We start from the raw sequence: 22,342 nt of genomic DNA, 5'->3' as shown, positions 1-22,342 counted from the left end.
CCAAGAACGCCGGTTTGAACGGCGCGTACTGCGATCGATGCGTTGAAACCACTGTAGGCGTTGGTCCGTCCCCCGGCCATTCGCCAGTGGCATAGGCCGGGCGCGGCAGAGTGACTAGTCACCCGTATCAGCACGGCACCGGCGCATTCCTGCGCGCGTAGTACCACCACGTAATCAGCATGCAGGTCGCGTAAAAGCCGATGAAGCAATACAGCGCCGCCTGCACGCCGCCCGTCATTTCCAGCGACGTGCCGAAGCTGCGCGGAATGAAGAAGCCGCCATACGCGCCAATCGCCCCCGAAAAGCCCAGCACGGCGGCCGATTCCTTGGCCGCTTCCGTCATGGCCTGCTTCTGGCCCGCCGCGCCCTTGCCTTGCGCGGCCTGCGTGCGTTCGCGCAGGAAGATCACAGGAATCATGCGGAACGTGGAGCCGTTGCCCAGGCCCGTCAACGCGAACAGCACGATGAACATCGCCAGAAAGCCGTTGAAGCCGCCGCCCTGGCCCGCCACGGGCAGGAACATCACCACGCCCAGCACCGCGGCGATCATGCCGGCGAAGGTGAACAGCGTGACGCGCGCGCCGCCCAGCTTGTCCGACACCCAGCCGCCCAGCGGACGCGTCAGCGACCCGACCAGCGGCCCCAGAAATGCGTACGTCATCGGGTCCACCTGCGGAAACAGCGTCTTCGTCAGCATGGCGAAGCCCGCCGAAAAGCCGATGAACGACCCGAACGTGCCCACATACAGCAAGCACATCAGCCAGTTGTGCTTGCGCTTGAAGATCACCGCCTGGTCCGCGAACGATGCCCGCGCATCGGCGATATCGTTCATGCCGAACCACGCGGCAATCGCCGCGATGGCGATGGGAAGCACCCAGATAAAGCCTGCGTTCTGCAGCCACAGGTTCTGCTGCGCGCCGTTGACGGTGATTGCCTGCGGCGCGCCACCGGCCACGCCGAACACGCCAACCGAGATCACGACCGGCACCACGAACTGCGCCAGCGACACGCCCAAATTGCCGATGCCGGCATTCAGCCCCGTCGCCAAGCCCTTCTTTTCCTTCGGAAAAAAGAAGCTGATGTTGGCCATGCTGGAACTGAAGTTGCCGCCGCCCAAGCCGCACAGCAAGGCCAGGATCAGCAGGGTGGGAAACGACGTCGTGGGGTCACGCAAGGCAAAGCCCATACCGATGGCGGGAATCAGCAGCGAGGCCGTGGAAATGGCCGTCCACTTGCGCCCGCCAAACACCGGCACCAGAAACGAATAGAAGATGCGCAAGGTGGCGCCCGACAGCGCGGGCAGCGCCGTCAGCCAGAACAGCTGGTTTTTGGACAGCATGAAGCCTGCGCGATCCAGGTTGACGACGACCACGCTCCACAACATCCAGATGCTGAACGCCAGCATCAAGGCGGGTATCGAGATCCAGAGATTGCGGTTGGCGATGCGCGCGCCGGTCTGCTTCCAGAAGCCGGGGTTTTCCGGCTCCCAACGGGATAGAACGTGAGTGGACATGAAAGGCTCTTTGCAGAAAATGAGAGATCAGGCGGCCTGCTTACGGGCGTTGGCGGCAATGGCGGCGGCCGCACTGGCCTGCCCATGCGCCGTGCTTTCCGGCCGGAAACTGAAGTGCATGAAGATCAGCGACACGCAGACCGTGCCGTACAGCAACATGAAGGCGCTGGAGCGCACGCCGGTCAGGTCCAGCAGCACGCCGAACAGAATGGGCAGCACGAATCCGCCCAAGCCGCCCGCCAGCCCCACGATGCCGGAGACGGCGCCGATGTTGTCGCTGAACTCGTCCGAGATGAACTTGAAGACCGAGGCCTTGCCAATCGCCATCGCGATGCCGACCACGAACAGCAGCACGGTGAAGGTGACCGGGCCCAGCGCGATGCCAAAACTCTTTGCGCCATTGGCCGTCATGACGGTGAATTCCGTTTGCGGGTAGCTCAAGAGGAAGAACGCCACCCAGCACACCCACATCACCCACCACGTCGTCTTGTAGGCGCCGTAGCGGTCTGAGATCCAGCCGCCCATCGCGCGCAACACGCCGCCCGGCAACGAGAAGCAGGCGGCCAACAGCGCGGCCAGCTTCATATCGAAACCGTATTCGCCGATGTAGTACTTGGTCATCCACAGCGCCAACGCCACGTACCCGCCGAACACCACCGAGTAGTACTGGCAGTAGCGCCAGACGCGCGGGTCTTTCAGCATGGCGAACTGGGCCGACAAGGTGGCGCGTTGCGTGACGCGGTGCGCGGGGTCGGACGCCGAGAACATCCAGAACAGCACGGCAGTAACCAGCAGCGCCACGGCGTACACCTGCGGCACGATGACCCACGCGCCGCCGGCAGCCGCCATCAAGGCAGGCGCCACGAACTTGGTGATGGCCGAGCCCGAGTTGCCGGCGCCAAACACGCCCATGGCCAAGCCCTGCTTGTTGCGCGGGAACCAGCGCGCCACGTAGGGCGTGCCGACCGAGAACGAGCCGCCCGTCAGGCCGACGAACAGCGCCAGCACCAGAAACTGCCAATACTCGGTGGCGTAAGACAGCAGCCAGATCGGCACCACCGCCAACAGCATCAGGATGAAGAACACCGGACGGCCGCCGTAGCGGTCGGTCCAGATGCCCAGCGGCACGCGCACCAGCGAACCGGTCAAGACCGGCATGGCGGCCAACAGGCCGAACTGCGTTTCGGACAAACCAAGCTGCGCTTTGATGGGAATGCCTAGCACCGCGAAGATCATCCACACGGCAAAACAGATGGTGAAGGCGAACGTGCTGGAAATCAGAACCCGCATCGGCCTGCCGGACGGGGATGTTGCTGCTGTCATGGTTACTCTCGCTTTGCTCACGAAGACATGTGGCTAGCCTAGGGACGCCGCCCGCGCCCGACCATTCGCCGGCTGACCATCCGCGCCCTGCCAATGTGTCTAGTCACCCCGGCATCCCGCCCGCGTTTGCGCAGGATCAAGCTTTTTCACTGGCTGCCCGCCTTACGCCGCATTAATATGTATTGCAAATACACCTTTAAAGGCGAGACACCGCCATGCCCCCGCTGCTGACTCTGGAAGAACCCGAATCGCCCGCCCCCCGCCCCCGTGCGCAATGGAAGGCCTTTACCGAAATGGGCTTTCGCCCGCTGTACCTGGCCGGCTGCTTCTGGGCGCTGGTATCTGTCTGGCTATGGGTGCATGCGCCCGGGCGCATCACCGGCCTGCTGGGCGGCGTGTTCTGGCACGCGCATGAAATGCTGTGGGGCTTCGTGGCCACCATCGCCGTGGGTTTTTTGCTGACGGCGGGCGCCAACTGGACGGGCAAGAACCCCTTGCGCGGCAATGCGCTGGCCGCGTTGTGCGGGTTGTGGGTGGTGGCGCGCGCCGGGTATCTGGTGCCGGGGCGTCCGGCATTCCTGATTGCACTGGTGGCGGACCTGGCGTTCTTCGTGTGGGGCGCGGCGGCCTTGGGCCGCGCCGTGTGGGTCACGCGCAACCGGCGCAACGCGGGCGTGCCGGTGCTGCTGCTGGGGCTGGCGGCCACCAACGCGCTCTATCTGTGGGCCGCCGTGCAGGGCGATTACCTGGCCTTGATGCGCTACTTCAATGCAGGCTTGCTGTGCATGGCGGTGCTGACCTTGCTGATCGCCCGCCGCGTCATTCCGTTTTTCGCCAAGCGCGCGGTGGCCGGGCTGGACATTCCCCCGCATACGCGTAGCGGCCACTGGCAACTGGGTACGGGCATCGCCGCCATCGTTTGCCTGCTGGCCGGCCAGCCGCGCCTTGCCGCGCTGGCCCTGGCCGCAACCGGGGGCATCGCGGTGGTGCAATGGGTGTCGTGGAAGCCCTGGGCCGTGCGCCGCGTGCCGTTGCTGTGGATTCTGTATGCGGGGTATGGCGGGCTGGCGGCCGGGCTGCTGGTTGGCGCGGCGCACTTGGGCGGCTATGTCATCCGCGCCGCCTGGCCCGCGCATGCCATCGGGGTCGCCGGCTTTTCGGTATTGATCCTGGGCATGGTGACACGCACCGCGCTGGGCCATCTGGGCCGGCCCTTGCGCACCGACCGCAGCATGGTCGCCAGCTACGTTCTGATGCTGCTCGCAGCCGTCCTGCGATTGGCCGCCCTGCTGCCTACCGTGGCAAGCATCGGCTTGCTGCATGCGTCCACCGCCGCCTGGGTGCTGGCGCTGGGCCTGTACCTGTGGCGCTTCTTTCCGCTGATGATCCGCCCACGTGCAGACGCCGCCCCTGCGGCGGCGTCTGGGTTGCGGGCCGTGCCGGTTGCCCGGCAGACCTGAGCGGCGCGCGCCACGCCGCGCGGGGCGAGGCGCAGGAATTACCCTTCGCGGCCTTCGCGGCGTTCAATCGCCGCGATTTCGCGCTTCATCGCCTTCAGCCAGGCTTTGAGCAGCGCCTGGTCTGAAAACTGCATCACCTCGTGTTCCAGTTCGCGGATGTATTCCTGGATGTCTTCGATGTCGGCATCCAGGTCTTCCAGCACCGTTTCGGGGTCAAACGACGCGAACGGGTCCAGGTCGTAACGCAGCTTGAAGCCTTCTTCGGCGTAGCTGGCTTGATGCAGCACTTCGTCCAGCTGGGCTTCCAGCGTGGCGTTGGCCTTGGCCAGACCGTCGTCGGCCACCTCGCCCACCGGCGTCAGATCCGTCGTGCCTTGCTGGCGGCGCGTAGCTTCTTCGTCTTGCATCGCCTGCCACAACACCGCGTTGGGCGTCGTGCTGCGCGTGGCGGCGCGCGCCACGGCCAGGAGTTCTTCCGCGTCTTCGTCGTCTTCGGCCTGATCCTGGATGATGCGCAGCAATTGTGCGGGCGTGAACGTGGACAGGTCGGTATCGCGGTCCAGCTCCAGCGCTTCGATCAGCTCGGCCTTGGCGTCTTCGGTTTCTTCGGCGGCGGCCTCATCGTAGTCAGCGCCGCTGTGCTTCTTGTACAGCGTCTTCAGGCGCTCGGCGTCGCAGCCGGCCGGCAATTCGCCCTTGGCCGCCAGCAGCAGCAATTCTTCCGAGAACTCGGTGACGAGCTCGGACACGAATTCGCGTTCGGCCTTGGACAAGCCCATGTTCTTGTGCGCGTGATCAAAGCACAGCACGAGCTTCATGCGCAGTTCTTGCAACTGGGTTTCCAGCGGCACCAGGCCTTCGGTGTATTTGCGCTGGTACTCGGCTTCCACCGCGCCCCACTGCTGCAACCGGGCGTTTTCCGTCTCAAGCCGGGCCTGAAGACGTTCGAAATATTGACGCGGACTTTCTAGGGAATGTTCGCCCATGGACCTGCTCCTTGCTGACCGGGTATTGAAATTAGCCGCAACTCTAAACGATTCGCGCAAACCCCTCTTGAAAATCGTCATCAATAACGCTAATCATTATTATTAATATAGAATCACGGCTGTCCGCAACACCCTGGAATGGCAGCCTAGATGTCTCTGCCCCCGTTTCACCCCACCTTTGCGGGCCACCCTCCTAGACGCAAGCGCTTGTTCCTGATCGCCGCCACGCTGTTGCTGGCTGCGCTGATCGGGGCCGCGTACTGGCTGACACGGGAAAAAGGCCCCGCCCCTCCCCGCCCGCCCGAATACGGGCAGATTCCCGTGGCGGTCAGCGTGGCGACGGCGCGCGTCGGCCCGCTGCAACGCGATCTGCATGCGCTGGGCACCATCACGCCGCTGGCGCACGTCGTGGTGCGCAGCCAGGTGGATGGCGAATTGATGCGGCTGCACTTCACTGAAGGCCAGGCGGTCACGCGCGGCCAATTGCTGGCCGAGATCGACGCCCGCCCCTATCAAACCGCGCTGGCCGCCGCCGAAGGCGAACTGGCGCGCACGCAAGCCCTGCTGGACAACGCCCAAGCCGACCTGGAACGCTACCGCAAGCTGGCGCGCCAGGAAGCGGTGGCTGGGCAGCAACTGGACACCGCGGAAACCCAGGTGCGCGCTTACCTTGCGCAACGCCAATTGAACCGCGCCCAAGTGGCCGATGCGCAGCGCCTGCTTGACCATACCCGCATCGTGGCGCCGCATGACGGCCGCATCGGGCTGCGCCGCGTCGACGCCGGTAACCATGTGCGGGCGAGCGACACCGACGGGCTGACGACGCTGGTGCAGACGGTGCCCATTTCCGCGATCTTCAGCATTTCGGAAACGCGGCTCGACATCCTGCGCCGGGCGCAAGCCAAGACCGCCGTGCTGCGCGTCGAAGCCTGGGACGCCGACGACCGCCGCGTGCTGGCCGAAGGCACGCTGGAAGCGCTGGACAATCGCATTCAAACCGCCAGCGGCACCGTGCGCCTGCGCGCCCGTTTCGATAACGCCGACGAGTCGCTGTTTCCGAACCAGTTCGTAAACATCCGGCTGGCCGTGGTGCAGCAGGACAACGCCGTCACCATTCCAACCGCCGCCGTGCAGTACGGCTCGGAAGGCGCGTTCGTGTTCGTCATTGGCGAAGACACGCGCGCCACCCGCCGCGTGCTGCAACTTGGCCCTGCCAACGCCGGCCGCGTCGTCGTGGAAGCGGGGCTCGGCCCCACCGAACGCGTCGTGGTCGAAGGCGTGGACCGTCTGCATGACGGCCGCGGCGTGCAGATCGTTGAATCCCTAACCTGATCGTTGACCCTGACCCGCGCATGAGCCTGTCACGCCCCTTCATCCTGCGCCCCGTGGCGACGTCCTTCCTGATGATCGCCCTGCTGCTGTCGGGCATTCTGGCCTGGCGCATGCTGCCGGTGGCGGCGCTGCCGCAGGTGGATTACCCCATCATCCAGGTCACGACGCCGTATCCCGGCGCAAGCCCCAATGTGACGGCGCGTGCGGTGACGGCGCCGCTGGAACGGCGCTTCGGGCAGATACCGGGCTTGAAGCAGATGTCGTCCACCAGCGGCAGCGGCATCTCGGTCATCACGCTGCAATTTTCCTTGGACGTGTCGCTGGGCGTGGCCGAACAGGAAGTGCAGGCCGCCATCAGCGCCAGCGGGTCGCTGCTGCCCAACGATTTGCCGACGCCGCCCGTCTACCGCAAGGTCAACCCCGCCGATGTGCCGATCCTGACGCTGGCGGTCACGTCCGATTCCCTGCCGCTGCCCAAGGTCTATGACCTGGTCGACACACGCATGACGCAGCGCCTGTCGCAACTGTCGGGCGTGGGCATGGTGAGCCTGGCTGGCGGCCAGCGGCCCGCCGTGCGCGTGCAGGTCAACCCGATGGCGCTGGCCGCGCGCGGGCTGCAACTGTCTGACGTGCAGGAAACCATCAGCAAGGCCAACTCCAACCAGCCCAAGGGCAGCTTCGACGGCCCGGTGCGCTCGGTCATCATGGACGCGAACGACCAGCTGCAAAGCGCCGACGAATACCGCGAACTAATCGTGGCCTGGAAAAATGGCGCGCCGGTGCGGCTGGGCCAGGTCGCCACCGTCGAGGACGGCGCCGAAGACCGCTACCTGGCCGCCTGGGTGGACAAGCAGCCCGCCGTGCTCGTCAACATCCAGCGCCAGCCGGGCGCCAACGTCATCGCGGTGGCCGACCAGGTCAAGGCGCTGCTGCCGCAACTGACCGCCAGCCTGCCCGCCGCCGCCCAGGTCCGCATTCTGACCGACCGTACCGAAAGCATTCGCGCATCGGTGCGCGGCGTGCAATGGGAACTGGTGTTCGCCGTGGGCTTGGTGGTGCTGGTGACGTTTCTGTTCCTGCGCAACCTGCCCGCCACGCTGATCCCCAGCCTGGCCGTGCCGCTGTCCTTGATCGGCACCTTCGGCTTCATGCACCTGGCCGGCTTCTCCACCAACAACCTGACGCTGATGGCGCTGACCATCGGCGCGGGTTTCGTGGTGGACGACGCCATCGTCATGCTGGAGAACATCGCCCGTTACCGCGAACAGGGCCATAGCCCGATGTCGGCGGCGTTAAAGGGCGCGGGGCAGATCGGCTTCACGCTGGTGTCGCTGACGCTGTCCCTGATCGCCGTGCTGATTCCGCTGCTGTTCATGGAAGACGTGGTTGGCCGGCTGTTCCGGGAATTCGCCATCACGCTGGCCGTGGCCATTCTGATTTCTCTGGCGGTGTCGCTGACGCTCACGCCCATGATGTGCGCGCGCCTGTTGCCCGCGCATTCGCCATCCCGCCCCGGCCTGCTTGACCGCATCCAGGCGCGCTATGCCGGCTGGCTGGACGTGACGCTGCGCCACCAGCGCCTGACGCTGCTGGTGATGGTAGGCACCGTGGTGCTGACCGGCCTGCTCTATCTGGCTGTACCGAAAGGGTTTTTCCCGGTGCAGGACGGCGGCGTGCTGCAAGGCGTGACGCAGTCTTCTCAAAGCACGTCGTTTGACGCGATGTCGCGCCGCCAGCAAGCGGTGGCCGAGAGCCTATTGGCCGACCCCGACGTCGCAAGCCTGTCGTCCTTTATCGGCATCGACGGCATGAACACCACGCTGAACACCGGCCGCCTGCTGATCAACCTGAAGCCCTGGGGCGAACGCAGCGCGCCGCTGGCGGACGTCATCGCGCGGCTGGACGCGCGCGCCCGCGAGGTTCACGGCATTTCGCTCTTTCTGCAACCGGTGCAAGAGCTGAACATTGAAGACCGCGTCAGCCGCGGCCAATTCCAGTTCACCCTGACCTCGCCCGACAGCGCGCTGCTGACGCAATGGAGCCACGCGCTCACGCAGCGCCTGGCCGCGTCGCCCGCGCTGGCCGATGTGTCGTCCGACCTGCAAGGCGACGGCCGCCAAGCCTATCTGCAAGTGTCCCGCGACACCGCCGCCCGCCTGGGCGTGACGATGGACGACGTGGTGCAGACGCTGTACAACGCCTTCGGCCAACGCCAGGTGGCGACGCTGTTCACGCAGTCGAACCAGTACCGGGTGGTGCTAGAAGTGGACCGGTCGATGGCTGTCAGCCCCGACGCGCTGGAACGCATCCACCTGCAAACCGAAGACGGCCAGGCGATTCCGCTGTCGGCGTTGGCCACCGTCAGCGAACGCGCCGTGCCGCTGGCGGTGAACCACCTGTCGCAATTCCCGGCGGTGAACCTGTCGTTCAACCTGCCGCCGGGCGGTTCGCTGGGTGAAGCCATCGCCGCCATTGAGGCCGCCCGGCAAGACATCGCCATGCCGCCCAGCGTGGAATTGCGCCTGCAAGGCGCGGCGTCGGCGTTTCAGGCGTCGTTGTCGAACACGCTGTGGCTGATGCTGGCCGCGGTGGTCACCATGTATCTGGTGCTGGGCATGCTGTATGAAAGCGCCATCCACCCCATCACCATTCTGTCGACGCTGCCGTCGGCCACCGTGGGTGCGTTGCTGGCGTTGCTGATCACGGGCCGGCCGCTGGATCTCATTGCCGTCATCGGCATTATTTTGCTGATCGGCCTGGTGAAGAAGAACGGCATCATGATGGTGGACTTCGCGCTGGAAGCCGAACGCACGCGCGGGCTGGCGCCGCAAGCCGCCATCCGCGAAGCGGCGCTGCTGCGCCTGCGCCCCATTCTGATGACCACGCTGGCCGCGCTGTTCGGCGCGCTGCCGCTGATGCTGGCCACTGGCTCGGGCGCGGAACTGCGCCAGCCGCTGGGCTGGGTCATGGTGGGCGGGCTGCTGGTCAGCCAGGTGTTGACGCTGTTCACAACGCCGGCGGTGTATTTGTTCTTCCATCGGCTGGGGCAACGCCGCCGCGTCCCGGCTAAACCTACGCCCCGCGCAGCCTCCGCCCCCCGCGCTGACGGGTCTGACGGGTCTGACGGGTCTGACCGGTCTGAAGGGTCTGAAGCATGATCCGGGCGTTGCTGCACCGCCCGGTCGCCTGCATCTTCCTGGCTATCGCATTGACGCTGTTGGGCGCCGTCGCGTGGCGGCTGCTGCCCGTGTCGCCGCTGCCCCAGGTCGACTTCCCCACCATTGAAGTGCGCGCCGAATTGCCCGGCGCCAGCCCCGAAAGTATGGCCAGCACCGTGGCCGCGCCGCTGGAACGCGCGCTTGGCAGCATTGCAGGCGTCAGCGCCATGACCTCGTCCAGCAACCAGGGCGCCACCCGCGTGCAGTTGCAGTTCGACCTGGACCGCGACATCAACGAAGCCGCCCGCGACGTGCAAGCCGCCATCAACGCGGCGCGCGCGGAGCTTCCGGCGGGCATGCCGGGCAACCCCACGTACCGCAAGGTCAACCCGTCGCAAGCGCCCATCATGGCGCTGGCGCTCAGTTCGGCCACCCGCCCCGCCGGCCAGCTGTATGACCTGGGTTCGACCGTGTTGGCGCAAAAGCTGTCGCAAATCAATGGCGTAGGCGAAGTGACCCTGGGCGGCAGCTCGCTGCCCGCCGTGCGCGTGCAGGTCAACCCCAACGCGCTGGCCCATTACGGCGTGGCGCTGGACGACGTGCGCCAGGCCATTTCGAATGCCGCGCCAATGCGGCCCCTGGGCCAGCTGGATTCCGCCGGCCAGCGCTGGGAAGTCGGCACGCCCGAGCAGCCCCGCACCGCGCATGACTACAACAGCCTGATCGTGCGCCACGAAGACGGCGCGGTGATCCGGCTAGCGCAAGTGGCCAAGGTCAGCGATTCCGTCGAAAACCGCTACAGCAGCGGCTTTCACAATCACAACCCGGCCGTCGTGCTGACCATCAGCCGCCAGACCGGCGCCAACATCATTGAAACCATCGGCGCCATCAACGACGCCTTGCCCGGCTTGCGCGCGCTGATGCCCGCCGACGTGGACCTGACCGTGGCGCTGGACCGCTCGCCCGGCATCAACGCCACGCTGCGCGAAGCCCACATCACGCTGGCGTTGGCGACGGCGCTGGTCATCCTGGTGGTGTGGCTGTTCCTGGGCAATGCGCGCGCGGCAGCGATTCCCAGCGTCGCGATTCCGGTGTGCCTGATCGCCACCTTCGCCGTCATGTACGGGTTTGGGTTTTCGCTGAACAACCTGTCGCTGATGGCGCTGATCGTCGCGGCCGGCCTGGTGGTGGATGACGCCATCGTCGTGCTGGAAAATATCTCGCGCCATCTCGAACGTGGCCTGTCTCCCCGCCAGGCCGCCCTGCGCGGCGTGCGCGAAGTGGGTTTCACGCTGGTCGCCATGACGCTGGCGCTAAGCGTCGTGTTCGTGTCCATCCTGTTCATGGGCGGCCTGGTCGAACGGCTGTTCCGCGAATTTTCGATCACGCTGGTGACCGCCACCGTGGTCTCGCTGGTGGTCTCGGTGGCGATCATTCCCGCGCTCTGCGCGCGCTGGCTCAAGCCGGGGGGGCATCCCGCCACGCCGGCAACGGGCGCCGGCCCATCGCTTCACCCGCCCCGCCCGTCCCGCATGCAGGCCGCCTTCGGCCGCGCGCACGCCTGGTACGGCAAGTCCCTCACGCGCGTGCTGGGGCATGCGCGCCTGACCTTGTTGCTGCTGGCCGGCGTCGTCGGCTTGAACGTCTATCTCTATATCGAAGCGCCCAAGGGCTTCCTGCCGGTGCAAGACACCGGGCAACTGATGGGCTTCGTACGCGGCGACGACGGTTTTTCGTTCCAGGTCATGCAGCCCAAGATTGATCAATACCGCCAGCTGGTGCTGAAGCACCCGGCCGTGCAGGACGTCATCGGCTACAACGGCGGCAGCCTGGGCATCAGCAATTCCTTGTTTTTGATCCGGCTGAAACCCGCGGCCGAACGCGGCGTATCGTCCACCGCCGTCATCAACTGGCTGCGCACGAATGCGCCCGCCGTGCCAGGCGGCATGTTCTTTTTGAACGTGGACCAGGACTTGCGCATGCCCGGCGGTTTCGGCAATTCCGGCGACCACGAACTGGCCATCATGGCCAGCGACGTGCCGGCGCTGCGGCAATGGTCGCGCAAGATTTCCAAGGCCATGCAAGACATTCCCGAACTGCGCGATGTGGACGCCGAAGGCGACGGCGCCACGCAGCAGGTCGTGATCAACATCGACCGCAGCGCGGCGCAACGGCTGGGCGTGGACATGAACACCGTCAGCAGCGTGCTGAGCAACTCATTCAGCCAGCGCCAGGTCGCCACGCTATACGACGCCATGAATCAGTACCGCGTGGTGCTGGAGCTGGACCCCCGCTACACGGAAGACCCCGAGGTGCTGGAGCAGGTGTACGTCGTGGCCGCCGACGGCACACGCGTGCCGCTGACCGCGTTCGCCACGTATGACAACGGGCTGGTCAATGACCGCGTCTTCCACGACGGGCTGTTTGCCGCCGTGGGCGTGGGCTTCTCGCTGGCGCCCGGCGTGTCGCTGGAGCAAGGGTTGGCCGCCATCGACGCCACCCTGGCCAAGCTGATGGTGCCCTCCACCATCCAGACGCGGCTGGGCGGCGACGCCCGCAACTTCCAGCAAAGCCTGCAAGACCAGCCCTGGCTGATCCTGGCGGTGCTGGTCGCCATCTATCTGGTGCTGGGCATGCTGTATGAAAGCCCGCTGCACCCCCTGACGATTTTGTCGACATTGCCCTCTGCGGGCGTCGGCGCGCTGCTGGCGTTGCGCCTTGCCAACATCGAGTTCACCCTGATTGCGCTGTTGGGCCTGTTCCTGCTTGTCGGCATCGTCATGAAGAACGCCATCTTGATGATTGACTTTGCGATCAGCCTGGAACGGCGTGAAGGGCTGACGCCCGAACAGGCCATTCACCGCGCCGCGATGCTGCGGCTGCGCCCCATCGTGATGACAAATCTGGCAGGCTTGCTGGGCGCTTTGCCTCTGGTGATGGGCATGGGCGAAGGGTCCGAGCTGCGACGCCCGCTGGGCATCGCCATCGTCGGCGGCTTGATGATCAGCCAGTTCCTGACGCTATACACCACACCCATTGTGTATTTGGGGCTGGAGCGGTTGCGGCTGAAATGGCGCGGTGTGCGCAGCGGTGCAACCGGGTAAACCGCCAGGCGTTCAATCCCCTGATCGCACTACGGCCCGCACTAGGGCCGCACTAGGGCCGCACTAGGGCCCGCACTAGGGCCGCACTAGGGCCGCAGGAAAGGGCCAGAGGCGCCCTATTTCACGGGCGTCCGTGGTAATGTCGCTGCGTGTATTCCCACTACAAACGCAATAAAAAGGAACCCGCACGCGTTGCGCTGTCTCCCTCTTAGTGAGTCCTTTGATTAGCGCATTGATTACCCGCCCCTGATTCACCGATGACTTATACGCTGTTTGCCTGGTCCACCTGGCCAAAGAGACCATGATCCTCCAGACGGAATTTCCCATCGTGGGTATCGGCGCTTCCGCCGGCGGTATCGAAGCGCTTGAAGGGTTCTTTCGCGGCCTGGCTCCCGAGCCCGGGCTGGCGTTTGTGGTGCTGACTCACCTGAGCGCCACCCGCGAAAGCCATCTGCCGGAAGTCATTCAGCGGTTTACGTCGCTGACTGTACAAACCGCCGAACAAGACATGCCCGTCGCGGTCAACCACGTGTACGTGCTGCCCCCCGACGCCGTCATGTCGATTCATGAAGGCCGCCTGCGGCTGCGGCAACGCACGGCCGACCAACGCGGCCCCCGCCCGATCGACCTGTTTTTCTCATCGCTGGCCCTGGACTTGGGCGAGTTTGCGGCGGGTGTCGTGCTCTCGGGCGGTGATTCCGATGGCACCCTGGGCATCAAGGCCATCAAGGAACACGGCGGCCTGACGCTTGCGCAGGCGCCGGACGGATTCGGCCCCAGCAGCCCGGAAATGCCGGGCAGCGCCATTGCATCGGGCATGGTGGACTTCATCGTGCCCGCTGACCAAATGGGCGCCAAGCTGATCACCTACGCGGCGCGGTTAAGCCACCTGGACGACCTGAACGGCGAAGGCGTCCAAGGCCAGGAACGCGAGCAGCTGGAGGCCGCCAAAAACGAAATCTATGCGTTGCTGCGCGCGCGCATCGGCCACGATTTCAGCGGCTACAAGAGCAAGACATTCATGCGCCGGGTGCAACGGCGCATGAACGTCAATCAGTTGCCGACGATCAACGCGTATATCGATTTCCTGAAGCAAGAGCCACAAGAATCGGGCGCGCTGTTTCGCGACCTGTTGATCAGCGTCACCAACTTCTTTCGCGATGCCGAGGCCTTCACGGCGTTGCAGAATCAGGTCATTCCGCAATTGCTGGATGGCCGCGGCGCCACGGAAACGGTGCGCGTCTGGGTACCGGGTTGCGCCACGGGTGAAGAGGTCTATTCCCTGGCCATCTTGATGCGCGAACACATGGACACCCTGAGCACGGTGCCGCGCGTGCAGCTGTTCGCCACCGACATCGATGACCGGGCCCTGGCCGTGGCGCGCGCCGCCCGCTACCCCGGCGCATTGCTGGACGACGTTTCCCCCGAGCGGCGGCGCCGCTTTTTCATCGCCGATGGGGACACCTACACGGTCCGCAAGCAGGTGCGCGACCTCTGCATTTTTTCGCCGCATAACGTGCTGCGCGACCCGCCCTTTTCCCGCATCGACCTGGTGTCGTGCCGCAACCTGCTGATTTATTTCGGCGCAGGCATCCAAAAGCAAGTCATCCCGACCTTCCATTATTCGCTGCGTCCGGGCGGCTATCTGTTCCTGGGCATGTCGGAAAACGTCAGCCAATTCAGCGACCTGTTCCTGCCCGCAGACAAGAAGCACCGGATTTTTCAGCGCCGAACTGATATCGGCGTCCCGCCCCGACCTTTTCTTACGCTGCCTTCCATGCATAAATCGGACACGCCCCACCCCGGCCAGCGCCGCACGCAAGCGGGTGCATCAGCGTTGCGGATGTCGGTTGACGCCCAGGTCCTGGCGCGCCATGCCCCGCCGCATGTGCTGGTGGATCGCGCCGGCGACATCGTCTATTACTCCGGCCGCACCGGCAAATACCTGGAAGCCGCCGCTGGCGTGCCCACGCGGCAGGTGCTGAACCTGGCGCGCAAAGGCCTGCGGCTGGACCTGCGCACCCTGTTGAATGAAGCCGCCGAATCCGGCTTGTCGGTCATGCGTGAAAACGTTTCCGTCGAAGGCGAAGACGGGCGCATTCAGCAGGTGATGTTGACCGTAGAGCCGCTGGCTGACCACAAGGAAGGCGAATCGCTCTTCCTGATTCTGTTTACCGATCAGGGGCCTTCCCTGCCCCCCGAAGCCGTGGCGGCGCATACCCAGTTCACGCAGGAAGGCGCGGTGCAGCAGATTGAGCTGGAACTGCGCGACACGCGCGAACGGCTGCAATCCATGATCGAAGAGTACGAAACCGCGCTTGAGGAATTGAAGTCGTCCAACGAAGAACTGGTGTCCGTCAACGAGGAATTCCAGTCCACCAATGAAGAGCTGGAAGCGTCCAAGGAAGAATTGGTATCGCTGAACGAAGAATTGCACACGGTCAACGCCGAGCTGCACGGTAAGGTCGACGAGCTGGACCGCAGCAACAGCGACCTGCACAACCTCTTTGAAAGCACCGCCATCGCGACCCTGTTCCTGGACCGCGACCTGATCATCCGCAGCTTCACGCCGGCCGTCAGCGATGTGTTCAACATCCTGCCCAGCGATTGCGGCCGCCCCATCACCGACCTGGCCAGCCGCTTTGACCTGCCTTCGTTCGCGAACGACATCGCGCAGGTTTACACGCATTACAAGCCCATTGAACGCCGCATCGCCGGCACGCTGGATGGCAAACACTATCTGCTGCGCCTGGTGCCGTACCGCAGCAGCGACAGTCAGGTCGACGGCGTGGTCGTGACTTTTATCGACATCACCCTCATCACCCGGGCCGAACGACGCCACCGCGTGCTGATCTCGGAGCTTCAACACCGCACGCGCAATCTGCTGGCGCTGGTGCAAAGCGTGGCGCGGCGCACGCTGGGCGAAGGCGAACCCTTCCAACGCTTTGACACCCGGCTGGCGGCGCTTGGCCGCGTGCAGGGCCTGCTCAGCGAATCCAACGGCGAAAAGATCGAGTTCGGCGGCGTCTTGCGCCGCGAACTTGACGCGCTGGGCAACGAACGTCAGATCACGACGAACGGGCCGGCGGTGCTTATCAGCCCCGAACGAATTCAGACCCTGGCGCTGGCCATCCATGAACTGGCCACCAACGCCATCAAATACGGCGCGCTGCGCTATGAGGCGGGCCGGCTGGACGTCAAATGGCGTACCGAGCGCGACGGCAAGGAAAAAGATCACCTGATTGTGGTGTGGACGGAATCCGGTTTGCCCGAGCCCCCGGATGCCTCGCACCGCGGCTATGGCCGCGAGCTCATCGAACAAGCGCTGGCGTTTACGCTGCGCGCCAAGACCGCCATGGAGTTCCGGCAGGATGGCATCACTTGCCGGATCGACATGCCGCTGGAGGCCTGTGACGACCCCGCCGCCGATCACGCTCAGCCCTGACCGCCGCCCCCCTCCGGCGAGCGGGGCGTCACCGTCAGGCGCTCGGCCATGAAGGCCAGGAATTCCCGCGCCAGCACCGGCAATGTTCTGCCCTGCAAGGTCAGCATCTGAATGCTACGCTGCCGCATCTCGGGGTTCGTGAACGGCACGCCCGTGAGCTTTTCTCCGCCCCCGTGGCCCAGCAACGTCAGATAGCCCGATAGCGCCACGATCCGGCTGCCCGGCAGCATCGGCAGAAAGGCGGCCGAATGGTTCGACACATACGCCGGTTCAATATGCAGCCCCGCGTTTGCGCACGCCGCATCGAACAGCTGGCGCACCGTCGTGCCGTGGTCGCCTACGGATAATGGATATTCCGACAGCTCGCGCAAATTGATGCTGCGCCGGCCCGCCAGGGGATGGTCGCGGCACATCACCGCGTACACTGGCGCGCGCGTCAGCAGTTCGGTTTTCAGGCGGTCGTCCTGCGCCGTGGTGTAGCGCAGCGCAATCTGCGACAGGCCTTCCAGGATGTGCCGCGTCACCTCTTCCGGGCGGTCCACATGCAGATGGAAGCGCGCTTCCGGCCGCACGCGCTTGAATTCCGCCATGCTCAGCGGCAGAAAGCGGTGCGCGAACCCTTCCGTACAGGCCAGCCGGATGGTGACGTCGCCCAAGTGTCCGCGCTGCCGGATCTCGGTGGTGACGCGTTCGGCCTCCAGCGCCGCCGCATTCGCATAAGCAGCCAGTTGCCGGCCGGCTTCGCTGAGTTCCATGCCGCGCGCCTGGCGCTCGAACAGCACGATGCCCAGGCTGTCTTCCAGCTTGGCGATCTGCCGGCTGACGGCGGACGCCGCCACGTGCTGCGCGCTGGCCGCCCCGGCGATGGAGCCGCAGCGCGCAACCTCCAGGAAGTACCGCAAGGCCAAAGAAATCATGACGCCTCCCCAAGACATGCCTTAAAGGCAATGCAAAGATGCTAATTATCTAATTGTGGCATGTCGTGAAGCGTAATAACTTTGTGCATCCTTTGCTACCCAGAGAGCCGCAGTGAATCGCGAACAAGCCGTTCTTCAAGCCGTAGAAGCCTATGACAGCGGCGCGCTGCTCGCCGCACTGACGCGGCGGGTGGCTTACGCCACGGAAAGCGAAGTGCCAGAACAGGCCCCCGCGCAGCACGCCTATCTGAATGAAGACCTGATCCCGCTGCTGACCGAACTGGGCTTTTCCTGTGAGGTGCATGCCAACCCGGCGGGCGTCGACCTGCCCATCCTGGTCGCGCGCCGCGTTGAAAGCGCCGGCCTGCCGACCGTGCTGATGTACGGCCACGGCGACGTCGTGCGCGGCAACGCCGCCAAATGGGAAGCCGGGCGCGACCCGTGGCGCGTGCAGGTCGAGGGCGACCGCTGGTACGGCCGCGGCACGGCCGACAACAAGGGCCAGCACACGATCAACCTGGAAGCCCTGCGGCAAGTGATCGCGGCGCGCGACGGCAAGCTGGGCTTCAACACCACGTGGCTGATCGAAACCGGTGAAGAAGCCGGCTCGCCCGGCCTTGCCGCCTTTTGCGACGCGCAGCGTGACGCCTTGGCCGCCGATGTGTTCATCGCCAGCGACGGCCCGCGCCTGAACGCCGAACGCCCCACCTTGTTCATGGGTTCACGCGGTGCGGTGAATTTTGAATTGAAGCTGCGGGCGCGCGAACGCGGCTATCACTCTGGCAACTGGGGCGGCCTGCTGGCCAACCCGGCCATCATCCTGATGCACGCCATCGGCACCTTGGTGGACGCCAACGGCCGGATCACCGTTCCCGGCTTGCGCCCGCCCCAAATTCCCGGCGCGGTCGCCAACGCGCTGGCCGACCTGGAAGTGGGCGGCGGCGCGGACGACCCCGAGATCAATGCGTGGTGGGGCGAACCCGGCCTGAGCGCGCCCGAAAAAGTCTTCGGCTGGAACAGCCTGGACGTGCTGACGTTTGGCGCGGGCGACCCCGCCAAACCCGTCAACGCCATTCCGCCCGAGGCCGTAGCGTGGTGTCAGCTGCGTTTTGTGGTGGGCACCGACTGGCGCGCGCTGGAAACCCATGTGCGCAAGCACCTGGACCAAGCCGGCTTTGAAGACGTGCAAGTGCGCATCGGCATGCAGGCGGGCGCGACCCGCCTGTCGCCCGACAACGCCTGGGTGCGCTGGGCGGCAACGTCGCTGGAACGCACGACCGGCAAGCGGCCCGCGCTGCTGCCCAACCTGGGCGGCTCGTTGCCCAACGATATCTTTGCCGATCAGCTCGGCTTGCCCACGTTGTGGGTGCCGCATTCGTACCCGGCCTGCGCGCAGCATGCGCCCAACGAACACTTGCTGGGCAGCGTGGCGCGCGAAGGGCTGGCCATCATGGCCGGCCTGTTCTGGGACCTGGGCGACCAGGGCGCCGCCCTGCGCGATTCCGCCCGCCCCGCCGCGTGACACCTTCAATCCGATTTCCCCTGACTGACCGAGAGCGTTGCAATGACCGCTAGATTTTGTGCCGCCGTGATGGCGTTCAACCTTGCCGTCGCCGCGTATGCGGGCGATGCGCACGCCGCCTATCCTGAACAGCCGATCAAGATCGTCGTGCCGTTCACCCCGGGCGGCGCAACCGACGCCGTGGCCCGCTTGCTGGCCAACAAGCTGTCGGGCAGCCTGGGGCAATCGGTCATCGTCGAAAACCGCCCCGGCGCGTCTACCGTGATCGGCGCGGACGCCGTGGCGCGCGCCCAGCCCGATGGATACACGCTGCTGCTGTCGGGCAGCACCACGTACACCGTGCTGCCGGCGCTGAAGGCGTCCCTGCCCTACGACCCCATGCACAGCTACGAACACATCGCCATCGTCGCCATGGCGCCCGTGGTGCTGCTGGCGCAGAACGGCCTGGCGGCCACCACCGTGCAGCAGGCCGCCACGCTGGCCAAACAGCAAAGCGACAAGGGCGGGCTAATGTACGGCACGTTCGGACCGGGTTCCGCGCCGCACCTGGCGGGCGAAATGTTCGCCGAAGCCGTGGGCGCGAAGATGACGCCGGTGCCTTACAAGGGCAGCGCGCAGCTCATCACCGCGATGATCGGCGGAGAAGTGGCGCTGGGCGTGGACACCGTATCGTCCGCCGCGCCGCAAGTGCGCGCGGGCAAGGTGCGTGCGCTGGCGGTGACGGGCGAGCACCGCGTACCGCAACTGCCCGACGTGCCGACCTTTACCGAAGCCGGCATTCCCGAGGTGTCTTTCGTGGGCTGGTACGCGCTGGCGGCCCCGGCCCGCACGCCCGCACCGGTTGTCGACACGCTGAACCGCGCGGTCGAAAAAATCATGCAAGACCCGCAAGTGCGCAAGGCGGTCACTGACCTGGCGCTGGAGCCCGTGTTCCTGCCCGGCCAGGCGTTCCAGGCGCAGATCGCAAAAGAAGTGCGCACGTTCGGCGACGTCGCCAAGCGCGCCGACATCAAGCTGGACTGATTGCGGCGCCGGGGCGGCCCAACCGCCCCGGCGTTTCACGCTTCAATACTTGTAGCTCACGCCCAGCATGGCGGAGAACGGTGCGCCGTAGTAATTGCTGTAGACGTTCGTGCTGGCGTAGTACTTCTTGTCCAGCACGTTGTTCAGGTTCAGCGTGGCCGACCATTGGCGGTTGAACTGGTAGCGCGCCATCAGGTCCAGCAGCGCGTAGCTGCTTTGCGACGATTCGTACATCACCCGGCCCGGCCCGCGCGCGGCATAGCTGCTGCCGCTTTCCCAGCGCACGCCGCCGCCCACGGTCAGCGCGCTCAGGTCGCCCGGCAGCCGATACGTGGTGTAGAGCTTCACGCCGTGGCGCGGCAAACCGACTTGCGTGATGAAGCCTTGCGGCAGACGGCGGTCCACATACGCGTAGGACAGCTGCATTTGCCAGCCCGGCGTCAGCTCGCCGCTAAGCTCTGCTTCCACGCCGCGCATCTCTGCGCCGTCCGCCGCCACGTAGGCGTTGTCGCCATTGGGCGCCAGCATGTCGCCGTCCAGCATCGCGTAGTTGTCCTGACGCGTGCGGAACACAGCCAGCGAGCCATTCAAACGGCCGTCCATGAAGGCCGACTTCACACCGACTTCCACCGTGTTGCCCTTGATGGGCGCCAGCACGCTGCCTGACACGGTCTGCGCCTGTTGCGGCTGGAAGATGCTGGTGTAGCTGGCGTAGACGGACACGTCGCGGCTCAGGTCATAGACCACGCCGGCGTACGGCGTATAGACGCCTTGTTCGCGCATGTCGTCCGGGTAAGACGAGCCGTCGTTATAGGCGTAGGACGCCTGCTGGTCCCACCACGTCACGCGCGAGCCCAGCACCAAAGACAAGGCATCCGTCGGGCGCAAGCGCAGCGCGCCGTAAATCGACGACTGCTTCTCGGTGTAGTAGCGCTTGCCGGTGGTTTGCCAATCGGGCTCGGGCATGGCGCCGTCCCATTGGCGGATATCGGGAATGGCCGGGTTGTAGCCCGGGGCCGTCCACAAGGGGTACATGTCGTAGTCGCCCCGGGTGCGCGATGCGTTCACGCCCACCACCAGATCGTGCTGACGGCCGAAGGCGTCGAAGGCGCCCGTCAAGCTCGCGTCCACGGCGTTCTGCGTTTTGGGAATGGGCCACTTGGCCACCCACACGGATGCGCCCTGCCCCGTTTGCGGATTGGCCCAGCCGTTGCTGCTGAACCAGCCGTAGGTCCGGTCGTTGTCGTCGCTGGTGCGCGACACGGTCAGCGAGCCCTTCCATAACGGCGCGAATTCATGGTCCAGCGTGGCAAACAGGTTGTAGCGCGTGCGTTCCTGGCGGCTCCAGTTGGTGGCCGAATTGAAGCGCTGCGGAAAATCGGTTTCGGTGCCATCGGCGTACACGCTGGGAAAGCCGAAGTACGAGCAAGCCGTGCACTTCTTGCGCTGGTATTCCGCGCCCAGCGTCAGCATCGTGCGTTCGGCCAGATCGGCTTCGACCACGCCGTACAGCATCTGCGAATCCTGCTTCACGCGGTCGATGAACGACCCGCCTTCCTGCCACGCGCCAACCAGCCGGCCCCGCAACTTGCCCGACTCGTCCAGCGGGCTGCCCAGATCGAACTCGGTGCGCTTGTAGTCCCAAGAGCCCACGGCAACGCCAACGCCCGCCTCGAATTCCCGCGTGGGGCGCTTGCGCACCAGGTTGATGGACGCGGCCGGATTGCCCGCGCCGCTGAGCAGGCCGGTCGAGCCGCGCACCACTTCAATACGGTCATACAGCGCGGTGTCCAGGCCCAGCGCATTGAAGTCCTTATGCGCAGGCACGCCGTCCACCTGCATGTTGGTGACTTCCATGCCGCGCGCGTACAGGCCCTTTTCGTTGTCGTCGGCGGAACCCTTCTTCTTGAACGTCAGGCCCGGCGTGTTGGCGATCACGTCTTCCAGCGTATTCAGCCCCTGGTCCGTGATGCGCTGGCGCGTCATCACCGATACCGATTGCGGCGTCTCGCGCAGCGTCATCGGCAGCTTGGTGGCCGTGGTCGACACGCCCACCGTGTACGAGTCCGTGCCTTCGCTGGGGCCAGGTTCGCGCGAGCCCAGCACCTCAACCGGCGCCAGCGTCTGCGCGCCCGCCACGCGCAAGCCATAGTTGTTACCGCCCTGGCTGACGGCTTCCAGGCCCGTGCCTGACAGCATCGCCGCCAAGCCCGAGGCCACGGCGTAATCGCCTTGCAGGCCGGGGCTTTGCTTGCCCTGCGTAAGTTGCGCGTCAAACGACAGCACCACGCCGGCCTGCGCGGCAAAGCGGCTAAGCGACAGGCCCAGCGGGCCAGCCGGCACGTCAAAGCGGCGCGCGGCGTCGGCCGTGGGCGCGGGTTGCGCAAGCGCCTGCGGCGCGGCGGACAGCGCCATCAGCGCAACGAACACGGCGCGCGCAATCGGCGCCAACGCGCCCGGAGGGCAATGGGAGGGTGGGGTGAAAGGCATAAGTGCTCAGGTTTTCCGTGAATCAAATCCGACGTATTCCCTGCTAAGTCGGACGAGATCGGAAAAAGG

General features: G+C 65.4%; 12 protein-coding genes. 7 read left to right on the top strand and 5 right to left on the bottom strand.

From position 1 onward, the window contains the following. Nucleotides 1-127: 127 nt before the first annotated feature. Nucleotides 128-1,513, bottom strand: coding sequence for a NarK family nitrate/nitrite MFS transporter (locus ACFZAI_RS26865; protein ID WP_391569842.1), 1,386 nt, complete (start codon nucleotides 1,511-1,513; stop codon nucleotides 128-130). 27 nt (nucleotides 1,514-1,540) lie between these two features. Beyond that, complete coding sequence (locus ACFZAI_RS26860; RefSeq protein WP_391569841.1) at nucleotides 1,541-2,803, bottom strand: nitrate/nitrite transporter; 1,263 nt, start codon at nucleotides 2,801-2,803, stop codon at nucleotides 1,541-1,543. 248 nt (nucleotides 2,804-3,051) lie between these two features. Between ACFZAI_RS26860 and ACFZAI_RS26855 the strand changes: the two genes are divergently transcribed. Then, nucleotides 3,052-4,296, top strand: a complete 1,245-nt coding sequence (locus ACFZAI_RS26855) for an NnrS family protein (protein WP_391569839.1) — start codon at nucleotides 3,052-3,054, stop codon at nucleotides 4,294-4,296. A gap of 38 nt (nucleotides 4,297-4,334) precedes the next feature. On the opposite strand, the gene ACFZAI_RS26850 is transcribed toward ACFZAI_RS26855, so the two are convergent. Continuing rightward, nucleotides 4,335-5,282, bottom strand: a complete 948-nt coding sequence (locus ACFZAI_RS26850) for a molecular chaperone DnaJ (protein ID WP_391569838.1) — start codon at nucleotides 5,280-5,282, stop codon at nucleotides 4,335-4,337. Nucleotides 5,283-5,432: 150 nt separating this feature from the next. Between ACFZAI_RS26850 and ACFZAI_RS26845 the strand changes: the two genes are divergently transcribed. From ACFZAI_RS26845 to ACFZAI_RS26830, 4 genes are all read left to right on the top strand, one after another. Beyond that, a complete protein-coding gene (locus ACFZAI_RS26845) occupies nucleotides 5,433-6,614 on the top strand; it encodes an efflux RND transporter periplasmic adaptor subunit (protein WP_391569837.1) in 1,182 nt (393 codons plus the stop codon). Between the two features lie 20 nt (nucleotides 6,615-6,634). Beyond that, nucleotides 6,635-9,772: a multidrug efflux RND transporter permease subunit gene (locus tag ACFZAI_RS26840; protein WP_391569836.1), complete on the top strand. Its 3,138-nt coding sequence runs from the start codon at nucleotides 6,635-6,637 to the stop codon at nucleotides 9,770-9,772. Beyond that, the gene (locus tag ACFZAI_RS26835; protein WP_391569835.1) at nucleotides 9,769-12,876 is read left to right on the top strand and encodes an efflux RND transporter permease subunit; all 3,108 of its coding nucleotides are present in this window, start codon (nucleotides 9,769-9,771) and stop codon (nucleotides 12,874-12,876) included. Before ACFZAI_RS26840 ends, ACFZAI_RS26835 begins: the two co-directional genes overlap by 4 nt. A 301-nt stretch (nucleotides 12,877-13,177) precedes the next feature. Next, a complete protein-coding gene (locus ACFZAI_RS26830; protein ID WP_391569834.1) occupies nucleotides 13,178-16,321 on the top strand; it encodes a CheR family methyltransferase in 3,144 nt (1,047 codons plus the stop codon). Here ACFZAI_RS26830 and ACFZAI_RS26825 read toward each other — a convergent pair. Next, nucleotides 16,312-17,238: a LysR family transcriptional regulator gene (locus ACFZAI_RS26825; protein WP_391569833.1), complete on the bottom strand. Its 927-nt coding sequence runs from the start codon at nucleotides 17,236-17,238 to the stop codon at nucleotides 16,312-16,314. The two genes, ACFZAI_RS26830 and ACFZAI_RS26825, sit on opposite strands and share 10 nt — an antisense overlap. 112 nt (nucleotides 17,239-17,350) lie before the next feature. On the opposite strand from ACFZAI_RS26825, the gene ACFZAI_RS26820 reads away from it, so the two are divergent. Next, complete coding sequence (locus ACFZAI_RS26820; RefSeq protein ID WP_391569832.1) at nucleotides 17,351-18,760, top strand: M20 family metallopeptidase; 1,410 nt, start codon at nucleotides 17,351-17,353, stop codon at nucleotides 18,758-18,760. 42 nt (nucleotides 18,761-18,802) lie between these two features. Continuing rightward, nucleotides 18,803-19,783, top strand: coding sequence for a Bug family tripartite tricarboxylate transporter substrate binding protein (locus ACFZAI_RS26815; RefSeq protein WP_391569831.1), 981 nt, complete (start codon nucleotides 18,803-18,805; stop codon nucleotides 19,781-19,783). A gap of 42 nt (nucleotides 19,784-19,825) precedes the next feature. Here ACFZAI_RS26815 and ACFZAI_RS26810 read toward each other — a convergent pair whose 3' ends face one another. After that, nucleotides 19,826-22,273 (bottom strand): TonB-dependent siderophore receptor, encoded by a 2,448-nt coding sequence (locus ACFZAI_RS26810; protein ID WP_391569830.1) that lies wholly within the window; start codon nucleotides 22,271-22,273, stop codon nucleotides 19,826-19,828. Between the last annotated feature and the right edge of the window lie 69 nt (nucleotides 22,274-22,342).

The organism is Achromobacter sp. NPDC008082, from assembly GCF_042957345.1.
GTDB lineage: Bacteria > Pseudomonadota > Gammaproteobacteria > Burkholderiales > Burkholderiaceae_B > Achromobacter > Achromobacter kerstersii_A.
The sequence above is the reverse complement of the archived record's forward strand: the minus strand, read 5'-3'. Positions and strand labels throughout refer to the sequence as shown.